Genomic DNA, 14,892 nt, shown 5'->3' with positions numbered 1-14,892 from the left:
CTAATCGCCCGATCGAACTCATCCCCCACACCGCGTGAGGCCTAAAGCCTCGCCGCACGCAGCACCAACACGCAACCCTCACCAAACCATCCCCCCCTCCCCATAAAGGAGGAAAAACTATCAGACGTTCTGGCCCGGTGGCCTGGTGCCTATAGCGAGTGTGACACACCCGATCCCATCCCGAACTCGGCCGTGAAACCACCCCGCGCCTATGGTACTGTGTCCTAAGACACGGGAGAGTCGGTCGGCGCCAGACCACCAGACCAGAACGTCACATCATACCCCACCCACCTATAAGGTCGGTGGGGTTCGTGCTTGCAGGTCCAGGGAGTGCTGCCTCCCACCTATGGCCGAGTGAACCATCGAACTGCATAACTGATGCCGTTCGCGTTAGGCTCAGGACTTATGGATGCTGCCCTGGTCAATCCGCCCTGAGGCGATTCGGCGCTAATCATCACGGCACCCCCGTCGCGGGACCGGCGCAAGCGTCTGGCTCCGGCTATCAAGAGGGCGTCTCGGCACGAGTGTCAGCAGTTTGGTTTGCCGTCAGCGCATCACGCGGCGCTCAAGCTTGTGCAACGGGTGTCCGGAACCGGCAGCGTGACCTAGAGCATGATCCGAGCATTCGGATTTGAATGTTCTTGCCCGACGCGGTGGCATCTTATTCACCCTCCTGGCTGGTAGGGAGGCCAGCATGGATGGGTCGGACCTTATCGGAGGATCGTCGCAGCCGCGTTGTCGGGGCAGTGGAGGGCGGGCTTTCGCGCCGCGCGGTGGCTGAGCGCTTCGGGGTCGGAGTGGCCACGGCCATCCGCTGGGTTCGGGTGTTCCACACGACGGGCGCGACGAGAGCCAAGCCAAAGGGCGGCGACCAGCGCTCGCGGCGGATCGAGGCCTATCGTGCCGCGATCCTCGGTGCGGTGGAGGCCAAGGTGGACATCACGCTGGTCGAGCTGGCGGGAATGCTCCGGCGTGAGCACGGCGCGCACTTCACCCCGAGCACGATCTGGCGCTTCCTGGACCGCCACGCCATGACCCTCCAAAAAACGGCGCACGCCAGCGAGCAGGACAGGCCCGACGTCGCGGCCAAGCGCCGCGCCTGGTTCAATGCGCAGCCTGACCTCGACCCTGAGCGCTTGGTCTTCATCGGCGAGACTGGCGCCTCGACCAAGAAGGCCCGCCTGCGTGGACGGGCCAGACGTGGCCAGCGCTGCCGTGCCCCGGTCCCGCACGGCCATTGGAAGACCACCACCTTCACCGGCGCCCTGCGGCTGTCAGGCATGACCGCGCCCATGGTGCTCGACGGGCCCATGAACCGGGTCGCCTTCGCCGCCTACATCGACCAGGTGCTGGTGCCGACACTCCGGTCCGGTGACATCGTCATCATGGACAACCTGCCTGCCCATAAGGGCCAGCACACCCGCGCCGCCATCGAGGCCACGGGCGCCACCCTCCGCTACCTGCCGCCCTACTCGCCCGACCTTCGAGGCAGTGCCTCAAAGCCCAACGAGAACGCCTTCGCCAAGCTCAAGGCCGTCCTGCGAAAAGCCGCCGCCCGCAGCCTCGACGACCTCCGGATCGTCATCGGGACCGCACTCCCCCAGTTCTCACCAGCCGAGTGCGCCAACCTCTTCACAGCCGCACGCTGTGAGCCCGGATGAATGGAGTCTGCTCTGGTGCTTTGGCAAGATCGTTGTGGCGCGACAGCCCGATTTGGCCTTTGAGCATCCAAACTCAGAGAGCGGCAGCCAGCGAGGGTAGGGGCATGGGCAAGCAGAGAAGATCAAGACCCTGGCAGTCCCCCAGATGACGGCACGTCTGGTTTGGAGGCTGCCGACTGAGGTGCCGGCGGCTCTGGCTGGTAGGTGTTCAGTCTGGCAGCGCGGCCGCGCCGATGCACATGCAGGGTCTGCGAGCCGAATCGGAGGCTACTCGACGCGGATATCGCGGGCACGAATTACGTCGCGCCATTTGGCACTCTCAGCCGCCAGGTAGGCTGGGAACGCCTCCGGGGTGCCACCGACCGCGTCGATCGAGAGGCCCTGCAGCCGCTCGCGCAGGTCGGGTGTGCGCAGGCCTTCAATGACCGCCTCCGAAATGCGGCGGATGATTGGCTGGGGCGTGTTGGCGGGAGCGAACATGGCAAAGTCGCTGGACGCGTTGAGGCCTGGCGTACCGGACTCGGCCAAGGTGGGCACGTCCGGCGCTTGGGCAGAGCGCTGCTCCGAGCTCACCGCCAGCGCCCGCAAGTCGCCCGAGCGCATGAACGGTAGTGCCACGCCCGTGTCCACGAAGGACATCGGGATCTCGCCGCTTATCACAGCCTGCATGGCCGGGCCGCTGCCGCGGTAGGGCACGTGCTGGAGCTTAACGCCATTGGCGGCGGCAAACATCTCCGGGGCGAGGTGGTTAGCCGAACCGATGCCGCCCGAGCCGAAGCTGATCGTGTCAGGCGCCGCCCTAGCCGCCGCCACGAAGTCGGCTACCGTGCGGAACGGTGAATCGCCGCGCACGCACAGAAAAAACCCGTTCTGGACCAGCAACCCGATCGGCGCGAAGTCGCGCTCCTGATTGTAGGGCAGGCTGCTGTAAAGATGGGGATTGATGGCATAGGTGCTGTTGGGGGTGACCAGCAGGGTGTAGCCATCGGGGCGGGCGCGGGCCACGAAGCCGCTGCCCACCGCGCCGTTGGCACCGGCTCTGTTATCTACCACGAATTGCTGGTTCAGGCGCGCCGATAGCGGCTGTGCGATCAGCCGTGCGATGAGGTCGGTTGAGCCGCCGGCGGCAAAGGGGGCCACGATGGTCACCGTGCGCGTCGGGTATGCCGGCGCCTGGGCGGCAGCCGGTCGGGCCCCCGTGGCCGCAGCGGCCATCAGGCCCAGGGCTGAGATACCGAGTTCGCGTCGGTGCATGATCTTTGTGTCCTGTTCTTGGAACGCTTGCTGATCGTCCGGCCACGCGATGCGGCCGGACGCGTCGAGATGAGGGCCGAACGGTCCCGGCCGATACCATGGTATTCGTTCGGCCTAGCCGCCCTGGCGTCGGCCGCGCTAACGAGGGGCCGCCGCGCCGCGCGGCGGCCGGTTCTGACGCCGGGCCTCAGCCCGTGACCGCGTGCGGCGTGGCGAGCAGACCCCATTCGCCGAGCCGGCGGCGAAGAGCCTTTGCCTGCCTCTCCGTTAGCGGCCAAGCTCCGGGCGGGCGCACATGGCCGCAGTCATTGCCCATCATGGCGAGCGCACTCTTCACGACCGTCACGTTGGTGCCGTTGCCCTCCTCTGCACGCAGCTCTTCGAACGCCCCCATCACGGCGATCAGTTCGTTCGCGCGAGCGTAGTCGCCTGCCGCCAGGGCAGCGTGGATCGCGACCGAGTGCTCCGGCCAGACATTGATCAGTCCGGACGTGAATCCGCGCGCGCCGACCGCGCAGAGGGGCGGTGCCCAGGTCTCGGCCAAGCCACCGACCCAGACGATCGAGGGGTCAGCGCGGCGGATCGCCTCCGCAAGGCGCAGCGGGGTCGGGCTGGCCCACTTCACCCCGGCCACCCCGGGGATGCGACAGAGCTGCTCGATCGCCTCCAGGCCTATGCCATCATTGCGGAGGTAGAGTACGATCGGCAGGCCCTGCGCGGCGTCAGCAATGCGCTGCACATAGCTGATGACACCGCGGGGTGCGACAAAGGGATCGGGCGGCTGGTGGACCATCAGCGCTGCGGCCCCCGCTACCCGCGAGGCGCGTGCGAGCGCCACGGCATCACCTATGCCGCGCCCGACACCGCCGATCAGCGGCACCCGCCCGTCGATCATCTCCGCGGCCGCATGAACCATCCGCTCCGCCTCGGCGGTGGTCAGGCCGTAGAACTCGCCCGTGTTGCCGTTGGCCGTCAGGATGTGCACGCCCGCCGCAATGGCGCGATCGATCACAGGGCGGAGCAGCGCCGGCGCGATCCGGTCATCCTTGTCGAAGGGTGTGACCAGGATGCCGGAGATGCCCGGCAGCGCGGTGAGAAAGTTGGGGTTCGGCGGCGGCATGGCCATTTCCTTGATGGTCGAAAGGTTCAGCGCGAGAGGGAGCGGCGGCGCTCCGGCGGCGTGTAGTCGAGACCGACGAAGCCGCCGCCCTGGAATTGCTGCCCCAAATCGTCCAGCGGGTTCGGCTTCGCCAGGATCTCGGCGGCGTAATCCTCGGCATTCTGGGTGGGGTAATACCCGAGCGTCTCGCAGGAGGTGGGGGTCCACCAACTGCGCGTGTTGGCGGAAACTCCCCAAGCAACCAGGAAGCCGACGGAAGGAGCTTCGATGCAGCGCAAGGTGAACTGGAGCAGGTCGTCGAGGCCGAACCAGGTGCTGAGATGGCGCGGCTCCGTCGGGCGCGGCAGGGCGGAGCCGATGCGGACGCAGACGCTCTCGATGCCATGCTTGTCCCAGTAGAGCCGAGCGAGCCCCTCGCCCCACATCTTGCTCAACCCGTAGAAGCCATCCGGCCGGAAGTCGCAGCCGAGCCCGAGTTTCTCCGTGGCCTCATGCATGCCGATCGCGTGGTTGGAGCTGGCGAAGACGATCCGTCGGACGCCGTGGCGGCGCGCCCCTTCGTAGACCGCATTGAGGCCGACGAGGTTGTTCTCGATGACCTCAGGCAGGGGGCGCTCGACGCTCGTGCCGGCCATGTGGATCAGCACGTCCACGCCCTCCAGCAGGCGGTCCACAACCGCTGAGTCGCGCAGATCCCCATGCATCACTTCCTCGCCGTGCCGCAGCGCTTCGAGGGGAGTGCGTCCACCGGCCGACCGAAGGTCGATACCCCGCTCGGAAAGGGCGGTGCGCAGGAAGCGGCCGATCTGCCCGCTGGCACCAGAGAGTGCGACCTTCGTCATGCGGGAGACCCACTCGCCATGCCGGGCAATCCGCGCTGGACTGTTGGCAAGCTTTGCGTCCAAGGCGCGTCATGGCAGTCCGGCATCGTCTCCCCCCTGGATAGCAGGCGCGGGGGCAACAATGCTCCCCGCTGGGCGCGAACTTGTCATTCAGACTGACAGCCTGTCAACATGTCTGACAAGATGACTGGTGCTGGATGGTGAATATCAGGCGTGCACGGCGCAACACGATCGCTGGTTGAACGATGGAGACGATCATGAGCGAGTTAAAGCTGGTTCGCCGGCAACGAGAGAGGCTCGGCGATCAGCTCTATGGTCAGATCCTGGAGCAGATCATCTCCGGGGCCTTGCGAGAGGGCGACAAGCTGCCCTCGGAGAACCAGATCTGCCAGGCATTCGCGGTCTCGCGCCCAACGGTGCGGGAGGCGCTCATGCGCCTGCATGCCGACGGGCTGGTGATCACCCGCCAGGGTTCGGGCACCTTCGTGCAAAAAAGACCATCCGATCAGCTTACGCGCCTCGTCAAGGTCTCGGACATAGCTGGGATGCTGCGCTGCCTCGAGGTGCGTATCGGGCTTGAGGGGCAGGCTGCTTCACTGGCGGCACAACGGCGTAGCGCCCAGGAAATGGAGCGCATCTTAGATGCGCTGACCGCTCTGCGGGCGAGCTTCGCAGGTGAGGCGGTTCCGGCCCGCACCGACTATGCCTTCCATCGGGCCGTTGCGAAGGCCAGCGGCAACGCCTTTTTCGCCGAGTTGCTGGAGATGCTGAGCGATCCAATCCAGAGTGCCATGACGGTGGCGCTTGGCCTGACCCGCGCCGGCTCGAAGGAGCGCGCCCGGCGAGTGGTCGAAGAACACGAGGCCATCGCCGAAGCAATTCAGGCGGGTGATGCCGAGGCCGCCGGCCTGGCCATGCGCTACCATCTGCATCGTTCACGTCAGCGCGTCACAGATGGGCAGCGGGACGTTTAGGAAAGCGCTGACATGTTAAGCGTATTGCCACCAACTTGGATTTTGTAAATTCGTCTGGCAGGTGGGTAGGGGCGTTCTACGAGGCTGGAGTTCCCAGGCGTGTGGAACAAATGGGCTCTGGCCGCAGCAGGAACTTGCCCTGCTGACGGTACTGGCAAGTTGTTCACCAAAGGTGCGAGCTTGGCCGCCTGACGGAGACGGCAGCAGTATCAGAAAGCTAGTGGACACACGTTTCCTGTCGACCTCGGTGTCTGCTGCGGCGGTACGAATTCCCCGCCCGGAGATCCAAATGGCGGCTGCCTCAGATGCGGCATTCATCGAGCAGTGCATGCACAAGTTCAGGCTGAAGTCGTCCAATCTCGGCAATCAACACGAGCCGCACCGCCGGTGCGTCGAACAAAGGGGAGGGGGCCGCACCGAATGTGGCGCGCTGCCCGACCATCTGGAACAACACCGGACGCTCCTGACCTTCGAAGTGTATGATGCCTTTGGCCCTCACGAGGAACGGTCCCAAGCGGCTGATCGTAAACTGGAACTGCGGCAGCGAGATGGGGCGGTCCGCCGTCCAGCTGACGCTTTCAAAGCCTGGAGTTGCGAAGCGGCTGGCTGTGGGCATCGCCCGATCCGGGAAGACGTTCAGGTCCTCCGAAAACAAGAGGCTGGCCGGCACGCCACCCCACTGGGCTTCCAGAACAGTTCGGCCCGGGAGCAGAGCCGCAAGCCGGTCGCGGATGCCCGCCAGCTGCTCGGCCGGCACGGCATCGGTCTTGTTCAGCGCGATGACGTCGCCCGCCCGGAGCTGGGAGAGCAGCAGCGTGTCCTCTAACGTTTGCGGCCGCTCGGTGAGCGCCTGCGCGTCGGCCACGCAGAGTACGGTGTCGAGCGCGGCTTCCCTCCAGACCACGGGGTCGAGCAGGCTGCGTACGATCTCGGCGGGGTCGGAGATGCCGCTGGTCTCGATCACGATACCATCCAGCGCCGCATCGCGCCGCAGGAGGAGCGAGAGGGTTCGCAGCAAGTCACCCTGCAGGGTGCAGCAGATGCAGCCGTTCTGCAGCGCCACCATTCCCTCGGCGCTTCCGGCCAGCAGCTCCGCGTCGATGTTGATCGCGCCGAAGTCGTTCACCACTGCCGCGAGCCGTTTGCCATGGGGCGCGGTCAGCAGGTGGTTGATCACCGTTGTCTTGCCCGCTCCCAAGAATCCGGTGACAAGCAGAACTGGAACGGCCATCAGCGGCGGACTGGCTTTCCAGGCCGGGCGGCAGTTCCAAGTTCTCCGTCGATGATGACCGCCTCGCCGTTCACCAGCACGTGGCGCATGCCCTTCGCGACAAGGTTCATGTGCCGGAAGTCGGCGCGATCGGTGAGGGCCTCCGCGTGGAAAACAACGATATCCGCGTCGCAACCCGGCTGCAGGCGCCCCTTGCGACGCATCTGCGGCGTGCTTTCCTCGAGTACCCGTGCGGGGATCAGCGTGCACTTGGCAATGCCATCCAGCAGCGACATCGTCCTCCGGTTCAGCACATATTGCCGGAGGAAGCGTGTGAAGGTGCCGGAAGATCGAGGGTGGGAGGATGCTTCCGCCGGCAGCGGCCACTCGTCACCCATGTACACGGAGGCGTCGGGCAGGGTCCAAGGCATGGCGTCCGATGCGATGGCACCACCGGGGTAGAGAACAGAAACGTCCAACAGGTCCCGGTGCCGCGGCTGCACCTCCACGTCGAGGAAGTGGAACAGCACGAGCGAGGCCGGCATTTCCTGCTGCGCTGCCAGAAGTTCGTCACGTGAGGTGAAGCGATGCCCGGTTGAGACCATCTGCACCGAACCGTAGTCACGGCCCGTGCGTTCGGAAAAGGCGGGATCGGTGAAGAAAGCCGCGCCGAGCACGGTGGAACCAGACCCGTAGGGATAGGCCTCCACCGTGATCTTCAGGCCGAGGGACTGCGCCTTCCGCACCAGCTCCGCCGCACGCTCCACATCCAGCAGGCTCGTGCTGTTGAAGTGACAGATGTGCATGTGCGCACCGGTCGAACCGGCATAGCCGACGAGGCGTGTATAGGCCTCGATGGAGCTTTTTGGGTCGACGTTCGACATGTAAGCGATGTGCGTGAAGGTCGGCACCCCGCGCTCCGCGGCGAGGCTGCAGACAAGTGACATCTCCTTCACGCCCGTTCCGGGGGCGTAGGCGCTGGGCAGGCCGATACCGATGCCGCCCTCGTCCAAGCCTTCGCGCACGCGGCGCAGCACTTCCGCCACCTCGCCGTCGGTTGCCACATCGTCCATCCAGCGGCGCTCGCGGGTGGCGCGTCCCATGAAGCCGAGTTCCGGCTCCGGCTCCATGCCCGCCATGGCGGCGATGCGAGCCGAAACCCAGGCGGCGGCCGTACCATAGTTCAGTACGCGACCTGCCTGCGCCTGGCGCTCATACCAGAGCCCGACCGGCAGCACGCCGACCTCCAGCTCCAGCGACGTGGTCACGCCGTCGAACGCCTGCATGCGGTCGGCAGGAATGGACTGACCGTGGGCGTGCAGGTCGATGAAGCCCGGCGCAACGACGAGCCCGGTTGCGTCGATCTCACGCCGCGCCGGTCCCTCCACTACGCCCACGGCGACGATCCGGTCGTCAACGACGGCGACATCGCCCGTGGAGTCCAGGCTCGTCTCCGGGTCAAGCAGGCGTCCGCCACGTATGATGAGGTCGTGCATGAGATCAGGCCTTCCGCAGGTTCCAGAACACCGGCGCGGTACCCGGCAGCACGTCCCGAAGAGTGTTCCGGTAGGCGGTCGGCTGCTGGATGGTCCCGATCGGCACATACGGCACAGTGGCGAAGGCCTGGCGCTCCATCTCCGCGGCCGCCACCTTCTGCGCCGCCTCGTCCCTCGCGCTGAACCAGTCGGCGCGCAGCGCCTCCAGCTTCTCGTCGGTGAACCAGCCGGCCCAGCCCGCCCTGCCGTTCCCGCGCAGCGCGAGGTGAGAGGCCGGGCTCATGAACTCCGGGGCCACGGCGGTCGTGTGGAAGATGTTCCAGCCGCCTTCCTCCGGCGGCTTCTGGGAGGCACGGCGGGCCAGCACCGTGCCCCAGTCGGTGGTCACGAGTTCCACGTTCATCCCGAGGCGCTTCAGAAGGTCCGCCGTGACGTCGCCCATGGGTGCCAGGAAGGGCATGTCGGTAGGGGAGATGACGACCACCTTGCGGCCATCATAGCCGCTGGCCCTCAGCATCTCACGTGCCTTGGCAAGGTTGGCTTCCATCGCCTCTCCGCCAGCGCCGGTCGAGAGCGGCGTGCCGCAGGGAAAGAAGGCCTTGCACTCGCTGAACAAGGACGGGTCGCCCACCATGGCCTGGAGGTAATCCGGCTGGCTCACCGCATGCAGCACGGCCTGACGCACACGCACGTTGTCGAAGGGCGGGAAGAGGTGATTGAATCGCAGCAGCACGTAAACGCCCAGCGGGTCGCGCGTGGTGATGGTGATGTCGCGTGAGCGGCGAAGGATCGGCAGCAGGTCCGTGGGAGCATTCTCGATCCAGTCCACCTGCCCGGTCGAGAGGGCGGAGACGGCGGTGGAGCTGTCGGGGATGACCTTCCACTCGACGCGGTCCACGTTGACGCGCTTCCCGCCGGCTGCGCCATCCGGTGCCTCCGCGCGCGGCACGTAGCCGTCGAACCTCGTGTAGACGGCCTGGCTGCCAGCCACCCATTGATCCCTGAGGAAGCGGAAGGGGCCGGAGCCCACGGCTTCCCGGATCTGCTCCTGCGGCGAGGTTTGGGCCAGCCGCTCCGGCATGATGAAGGGGACGGGGCTGGAGAGCTTGCCCAGTGCTTCCGCAAGAAGCGGGAAGGGCGCCTTCAGCCGGAAGCGCAACGTGCGGTCGTCCACGGCCGAAAGGTCGTCCGTCTGCGCCATGAGGGTCGCGCCGAAGCCGTCCCGCGCGGCCCAGCGGCGGATGCTCGCGACGCAGTCCCGCGCACGCACGGGCTCGCCGTCATGGAACTTCAGGCCATCGCGCAGGCGGATGGTCCAACTGCGGCCGTCATCCGCCACCTCATGGCCTTCGGCCATCTGGGGCTTCACCTGAAACCTGGCATCCATGCTGTATAGTGTGTCGTAAACCATGTAGGCGTGGTTCCGGACCACGTAGCCCGTCGTCCAGATCGGATCGAGCGCGGCGAGGTCGGATTGTGGCACGAAGCTCACAACCTTCGCCCCCTGCGCCAGCGCCGGGCGGCCCAGATTGGGCACGAGCGCCGTGGCGGCGGTTGCACCGAGGAGCGTGCGGCGGGTAGGGGCGTTCATGCGGCGGGCTCCTGGAGAGCGTTGGTCGGCGCGAAAGGGTCAGTCACGCGGGGCCAGTACGGGCGGGTGCGCTTGCTGAAGGGAATGTTCGCATAGTCCGGCGGAATGGCACCGGGTGCGGCCACGTAGCGGATCTCGCGCGCAACTGGCGCGAAGGCGGCGTGGAAGTGCTGGGTGGACTTGACGACGACAAGAGCCTTGTCCGCCAACGAGATGCCAAGGCCGGTGAAGGCGTCCGGCGCGAAGGTCTGCTGGCGCCTGCTGACGAGAACGATGTCGATGCCATCGGCGGAAACCCATGCGCTCGGCCCGAAGCTTGCGCGGCCGCCGCTCAGCCCCGTTTGGGTGAAGTCGGGATCGAGCCTCCGCACCGTGACCATCAGGTCCACAGGGTCGCCGGAGGAGGGGCCGCACTTGCCGCCGATCCGCAGGGGAAAGGTCGCGCCCTCGCCCGCCTCGACGCAGAAGGCGACCGCTTGCGGATCCCAGAAGCAGCCGATCACTGCGTCCTTCACGCCTCGGTCCACCAGCCGAGCAAGAATGGCGGTGTTGTCCGATGGTGCGCCGCCACCGGCGTTGTCCGCCACATCCGCTAAGACCACCGGCCCTCCCTGACCGGAAAGCGAGCGGTCGATCCCTTCGTCGATCGTGTCGTGCCGGGTGGAGGTAGCCTCTCGCATCGCCCAGATCTCGTCGCCCAGGCGCTTCGCCAGCGCTTCGGCCTTCAGCCTGTCGCCGTCGGCGATCACGACCATCTTGGCGCCCACCTCCTCCACGTCGCCCCAGGGAAAGCCGTGCCCAAAGGAGATGGAGAGGATGCCGTCCTTGCCTTCCAGGAGTTGCATGCGCTCGACGAAGGACCGCATCGGCTCCTGCGGCGTCCGCCACATGCTGATCATGCGGCAGTCGTGATAGGCCGTGACCGGGGTCACCTCGCCCCGCGCCGCGCGAGTGCAGAGCGCGTATAACTCCGCCGCACGCTCGGCCATGTCGATGTGCGGGTACTCCTTGTAGGTGATGATCGCGTCCGCGGATCGTCGCATCAGCTCCGTCAGATGGCAGTGCAGATCCAGCTCGATGCCGATCTTCGCCTGAGGGCCGACCACCTCACGAACATGGGCGAGCGTGTCCCCTTCGCAGTCGTCGTAGCCGTGAGCGACCATGGCGCCGTGCATGAAGAGCAACACGACGTCGATCGGCCCGGCCCGGCGAAGGTCGTCCAGCAGCATGTCCCGAAGGCCTTCGTAGACATGGCGTAGGGTGGTGCCGGCAGGCTGGGCAAAGGTGCAGAGGCTCTCGACGACTTCGTGCCCGTCGGCCTCTGCCAGGCGGCGCCAGGTGATCAGCGGCACGTTACCGGCGACGGGCGGCTGGCGGCTGCCGTCGTTGCGGAACCAGACTCGCTGCTCCTTGAAGCCTGACCATCCCGTGGGGATCGGGGAAAAGGTGTTGGTCTCGGTAGCAAGCCCCGCAATGAAGATCCGCACGAACCCGACCTCCGTCTTTCCGACTGGCATCCGCGTTGACGAACACCTACGATACGTCAAAATTTGACCGATAGTGAAAGTCGACGAGCAGGTATGTCAACATAATGGAGGTTCTCGACAACACCGCTGGCCGCCCCTCACTGGGAGAGTCCGTGCGTGCCGCCAGGCAGTCACAGGGCCTGACCTTGAAGGAGGTCAGTGCCCGCTCGGGCCTTGCCGTCTCGACGCTGTCGAAGGTCGAGAATGGCCAGATGTCGCTGACCTACGACAAGCTCCTTGCGCTTAGCGAAGGGCTGCGGGTGAACGTGGCCAAACTCTTTGAAACGCCAGGCGCGCCGCGGCAACCCGTTACCGCGCGCCGTGGCGTCAGTCGCGCCCGGCAGGGCCAGCGGGTTCAGACGGACTGCTACGACTATCTGTACCAATTCGCGGATATCGCGCGGAAACGCATGATCCCGATCGTCGCCGAGATGCACGCCCGCTCTCTCGCCGAATTCGGGCCCCTGATTCGGCACGCGGGCGAGGAATACTGCTACGTCCTCGAGGGACGCGTCGCGGTGCACACGGAATTCTACGCGCCGGACCTGCTGGATCCCGGCGACGGCATCTACCTGGATAGCAGTATGGGTCACGCTTACCTCAACGCGGGGGACGGCCCCGCCCGTGCCGTCGTCGTCTGCTCGGGCATTGATCCGGACCTGGACGCGGCGCTGATCGCGTTGCTGAGCGGACGCCGTAGCGCATCGGAACCATAGGCACGTCGATGCGTGCGCGGCGCGGATGGAGGGGCAAGGCATGACGCGATCGGCGATTGTGCTGGGGGCGGGGATGGTCGGCGTATCGACCGCGTTGCACCTGCGGCAGCGCGGATGGGATGTGGCGCTGATCGACCGGCGGCCGCCGGGGGAGGGGGCCTCCTTCGGCAATGCCGGCCTGATCCAACGGGAGGCGGTGCATCCCCATCCCTTTCCGCGGCGCATTGCGGAGCTCACGCGGATTGCCCGCAACCGCAGCGTGGATGCCGTGTACCATCCTTCGGCCCTGCCTGGTTTGGCTTCGCCCCTCCTGCGCTACTGGTGGCATTCGGCGCCGCGGCGCTACGAAGCTGTGTCCCGGGCCTATGCCCGCCTGATCGTCACCTGTTTGGACGAGCACATGGCGCTCGCGTCCGCGGCCGGCTCAGCAGAGCTTCTGCGGCCGATCGGCTGGATGCGCCTGTTCAGCAACGAGGCGCAGATGGACGCTGCCCGGCTAGAAGCTGACATGGCGCATCGCGACCATGGCGTGGGCTACCGCATGCTGGACGGTGACGCCCTGGCAGAGGCTGAGCCGCACCTGATGGTTCGGCGCGTTGGCGCGCTGCACTGGACGGATCCCTACTCGGTCAGCGATCCCCACGCGCTGACCACCTCGTATGCGCACCTGCTGGCGGCGAAGGGCGGCCGATTCTTCCTCGGTGATGCCACGACGCTGGAGCGGGCCGGCGCCGGCTGGCGTGTCCAGACGGCGGAGGGACCGGCCCACGCTGCCCACGCCGTCGTGGCGCTCGGTGCAATGGCCGGAACGGTGACGCGACGCTTCGGCTATTCTCCCCCTCTTTTCGGCAAGAGAGGCTACCACCGGCACTACGGCATGAGGGGCAACGCAGTCCTGAACCACCCCTTCATCGATGAGGTCAGCGGCTTCTGCCTCGTTCCGATGCGGGCCGGCATCCGACTGACGACCGGGGCCGAGTTCGCCCGCGCCGGTGCGCCAGAAACCCCGCTTCAGCTCGAGCGGGCCGAGCCAATCGCGCGGTCCCTCCTGCCTCTCGCGGAGAGGATCGAGGATCGGCCCTGGATGGGAGTGCGGCCCTGCACGCCGGACATGCTGCCCGTGATCGGGCGCATTCCAGGCCAGCACCAGCTCTGGGGTGCCTTCGGCCATGCCCATCAGGGCCTGACCCTGGGCCCCACGACAGGCCGCATGCTGGCAGAAATAATGACGGGGACGAGACCCTTCATCGACCCGGCGCCTTACGGAGCCGAGCGGTTTAACTGATCAATTTGCCGATCCGCGGCCCTCGCGGTGCCTCGTCATGGCCTCAGGCGGCGTGCAGATTGATGTACGCTACGTGGGAAGGGAGGCGGACGATGAGAAGAACGTTCCTGCAGGGGGCGGCAATGACCGTCGCGGCCGCGGCACTGCCAAAAGCCTCGGGGGCCCAGGGTACCGCACCAGGGAGGGCAGGGGTTGTCGCGCCGGTCCCGCCCGCGGCGCGTGCGCCGATTACCCTCGCTGACTTCGGCTCCTTCCATGTCGGCGGGCGCGACTTCGTCATCGCCGGGCAGCCGACGCGAGAAGTGCTCTTCTCGCCGGGTGGTCAGCCCGCGCGGGTCGATCCCAACGGTACTTACCTCATCGGCGGCATGTATGCGGGCTACATGATTCCTTCGCCCCAGCACGGCCGCTTCCCCCTGCTGATGTGGCATGGCGGTGGCCTGACCGGCGTGACCTGGGAGACCACGCCAGACGGGCGGGAGGGCTGGCAACACTTCTTCCTGCGCCGCGGCTGGCCCGTCTATGTTTCGGATGCAACCGAGCGCGGGCGCTCGGGCTGGACGATGATCCCGGAAGCGACCGGCGGACAGCCGGTCTTCCTGACGCAGGACAATCCTTATGAGCGTTTCCGCATCGGCGATGGGCCCGGCTCCCTCGCGCGCGGCACCGTCCTGCCCGGCAACCAGTTCCCGGCAGACAAGGACAGCTACCGCAACTTCATGCGGCAGAACGTGCCACGTTTTACCACAACGGACGAGCTGACGCTGGAGGCCTACGGCGCCCTGCTCGACCGTGTGGGCCCAAGCGTGGTGATGGTCCACAGCCAGGGAGGGTTCTTCGGCTGGCGCGCGGCTCAGGAACGGCCGGACAAGGTCCGTGCCCTCGTTCTCGTGGAGCCGGCCGCGGTAGGCGATATCTCAAAGGTCGCCGCACTCAAGAACATCCCGATGCTTGTCCTTTATGGCGACTACATCGACGGCGATGCGCGCTGGCCCGCCATTCGCGCGAATGGGATGCGCTTCGCTGAAGCGATCCGCGCCGCGGGCGGTAATGTGGACGTGGTGAACCTTCCGGAGCGCGGCATTCGTGGAAACAGCCACATGATCATGATGGACCGCAACAGCGACACCGTCGCTGAGCTCATCCAGGACTGGCTGGTGAGCAAGGGGATGTGGGCCTGACGTCGCTGTAGAACTGCCTCGATACCACGAAAGGCG

Annotated in this window: 12 protein-coding genes and 1 rRNA gene; 6 read left to right on the top strand and 7 right to left on the bottom strand. The window is 66.4% G+C overall.

The annotated features are described in order from the left end of the window. The first annotated feature begins 141 nt into the window (after positions 1–141). Both rrf and BO39_RS23150 read left to right on the top strand, forming a co-directional pair. Positions 142–256: ribosomal RNA gene (rrf, locus tag BO39_RS23155) — 5S ribosomal RNA — on the top strand. A 442-nt stretch (positions 257–698) separates the two neighbouring features. Continuing rightward, positions 699–1,661 (top strand): IS630 family transposase, encoded by a 963-nt coding sequence (locus BO39_RS23150; protein ID WP_043838001.1) that lies wholly within the window; start codon positions 699–701, stop codon positions 1,659–1,661. A gap of 267 nt (positions 1,662–1,928) precedes the next feature. Here the strand turns inward: BO39_RS23150 and BO39_RS23145 are convergent, their stop codons facing one another. The 3 genes from BO39_RS23145 to BO39_RS23135 all read right to left on the bottom strand — a co-directional run bounded on the left by BO39_RS23145 (position 1,929) and on the right by BO39_RS23135 (position 4,877). Then, positions 1,929–2,915 carry a Bug family tripartite tricarboxylate transporter substrate binding protein gene (locus tag BO39_RS23145; RefSeq protein WP_043837999.1) on the bottom strand — a complete coding sequence of 329 codons (987 nt, stop codon included), beginning with the start codon at positions 2,913–2,915 and terminating at the stop codon, positions 1,929–1,931. 187 nt (positions 2,916–3,102) lie between these two features. Further along, positions 3,103–4,035: a dihydrodipicolinate synthase family protein gene (locus tag BO39_RS23140; RefSeq protein WP_043838029.1), complete on the bottom strand. Its 933-nt coding sequence runs from the start codon at positions 4,033–4,035 to the stop codon at positions 3,103–3,105. Positions 4,036–4,061: 26 nt separating this feature from the next. Continuing rightward, entirely contained in the window at positions 4,062–4,877 is an 816-nt protein-coding gene (locus tag BO39_RS23135; protein ID WP_043837997.1) for an NAD-dependent epimerase/dehydratase family protein, read from the bottom strand. A 257-nt stretch (positions 4,878–5,134) separates the two neighbouring features. On the opposite strand from BO39_RS23135, the gene BO39_RS23130 reads away from it, so the two are divergent. Further along, complete coding sequence (locus tag BO39_RS23130; RefSeq protein ID WP_043838028.1) at positions 5,135–5,851, top strand: FadR/GntR family transcriptional regulator; 717 nt, start codon at positions 5,135–5,137, stop codon at positions 5,849–5,851. A 301-nt stretch (positions 5,852–6,152) separates the two neighbouring features. On the opposite strand, the gene BO39_RS23125 is transcribed toward BO39_RS23130, so the two are convergent. The 4 genes from BO39_RS23125 to BO39_RS23110 are packed head-to-tail and all read right to left on the bottom strand — an operon-like array spanning position 6,153 to position 11,635. Then, on the bottom strand, positions 6,153–7,082 hold the full coding sequence (locus BO39_RS23125; protein ID WP_043837995.1) for a CobW family GTP-binding protein: 930 nt from the start codon (positions 7,080–7,082) through the stop codon (positions 6,153–6,155). Next, on the bottom strand, positions 7,082–8,557 hold the full coding sequence (locus tag BO39_RS23120) for an amidohydrolase family protein (RefSeq protein ID WP_043837992.1): 1,476 nt from the start codon (positions 8,555–8,557) through the stop codon (positions 7,082–7,084). The genes BO39_RS23125 and BO39_RS23120 overlap by 1 nt, the downstream gene beginning before the upstream one ends. 4 nt (positions 8,558–8,561) lie before the next feature. Beyond that, positions 8,562–10,148 (bottom strand): ABC transporter substrate-binding protein, encoded by a 1,587-nt coding sequence (locus BO39_RS23115; protein WP_043837990.1) that lies wholly within the window; start codon positions 10,146–10,148, stop codon positions 8,562–8,564. Continuing rightward, entirely contained in the window at positions 10,145–11,635 is a 1,491-nt protein-coding gene (locus BO39_RS23110) for a M81 family metallopeptidase (RefSeq protein ID WP_043838027.1), read from the bottom strand. Before BO39_RS23110 ends, BO39_RS23115 begins: the two co-directional genes overlap by 4 nt. A gap of 104 nt (positions 11,636–11,739) precedes the next feature. Here BO39_RS23110 and BO39_RS23105 point away from each other — a divergent pair, with 104 nt between their 5' ends. The 3 genes from BO39_RS23105 (at position 11,740) to BO39_RS23095 (ending at position 14,856) form a co-directional block, all read left to right on the top strand. Beyond that, a complete protein-coding gene (locus BO39_RS23105) occupies positions 11,740–12,390 on the top strand; it encodes a helix-turn-helix domain-containing protein (protein ID WP_043837988.1) in 651 nt (216 codons plus the stop codon). A 40-nt stretch (positions 12,391–12,430) separates the two neighbouring features. Next, the gene (locus BO39_RS23100; RefSeq protein WP_043837987.1) at positions 12,431–13,675 is read left to right on the top strand and encodes an NAD(P)/FAD-dependent oxidoreductase; all 1,245 of its coding nucleotides are present in this window, start codon (positions 12,431–12,433) and stop codon (positions 13,673–13,675) included. A 92-nt stretch (positions 13,676–13,767) separates the two neighbouring features. Next, entirely contained in the window at positions 13,768–14,856 is a 1,089-nt protein-coding gene (locus tag BO39_RS23095; protein WP_043837984.1) for an alpha/beta hydrolase, read from the top strand. Positions 14,857–14,892: the final 36 nt, after the last annotated feature.

It is taken from the genome of Roseomonas aerilata DSM 19363, from assembly GCF_000711725.1.
GTDB lineage: Bacteria > Pseudomonadota > Alphaproteobacteria > Acetobacterales > Acetobacteraceae > Roseomonas > Roseomonas aerilata.
The sequence above is the reverse complement of the archived record's forward strand: the minus strand, read 5'-3'. Positions and strand labels throughout refer to the sequence as shown.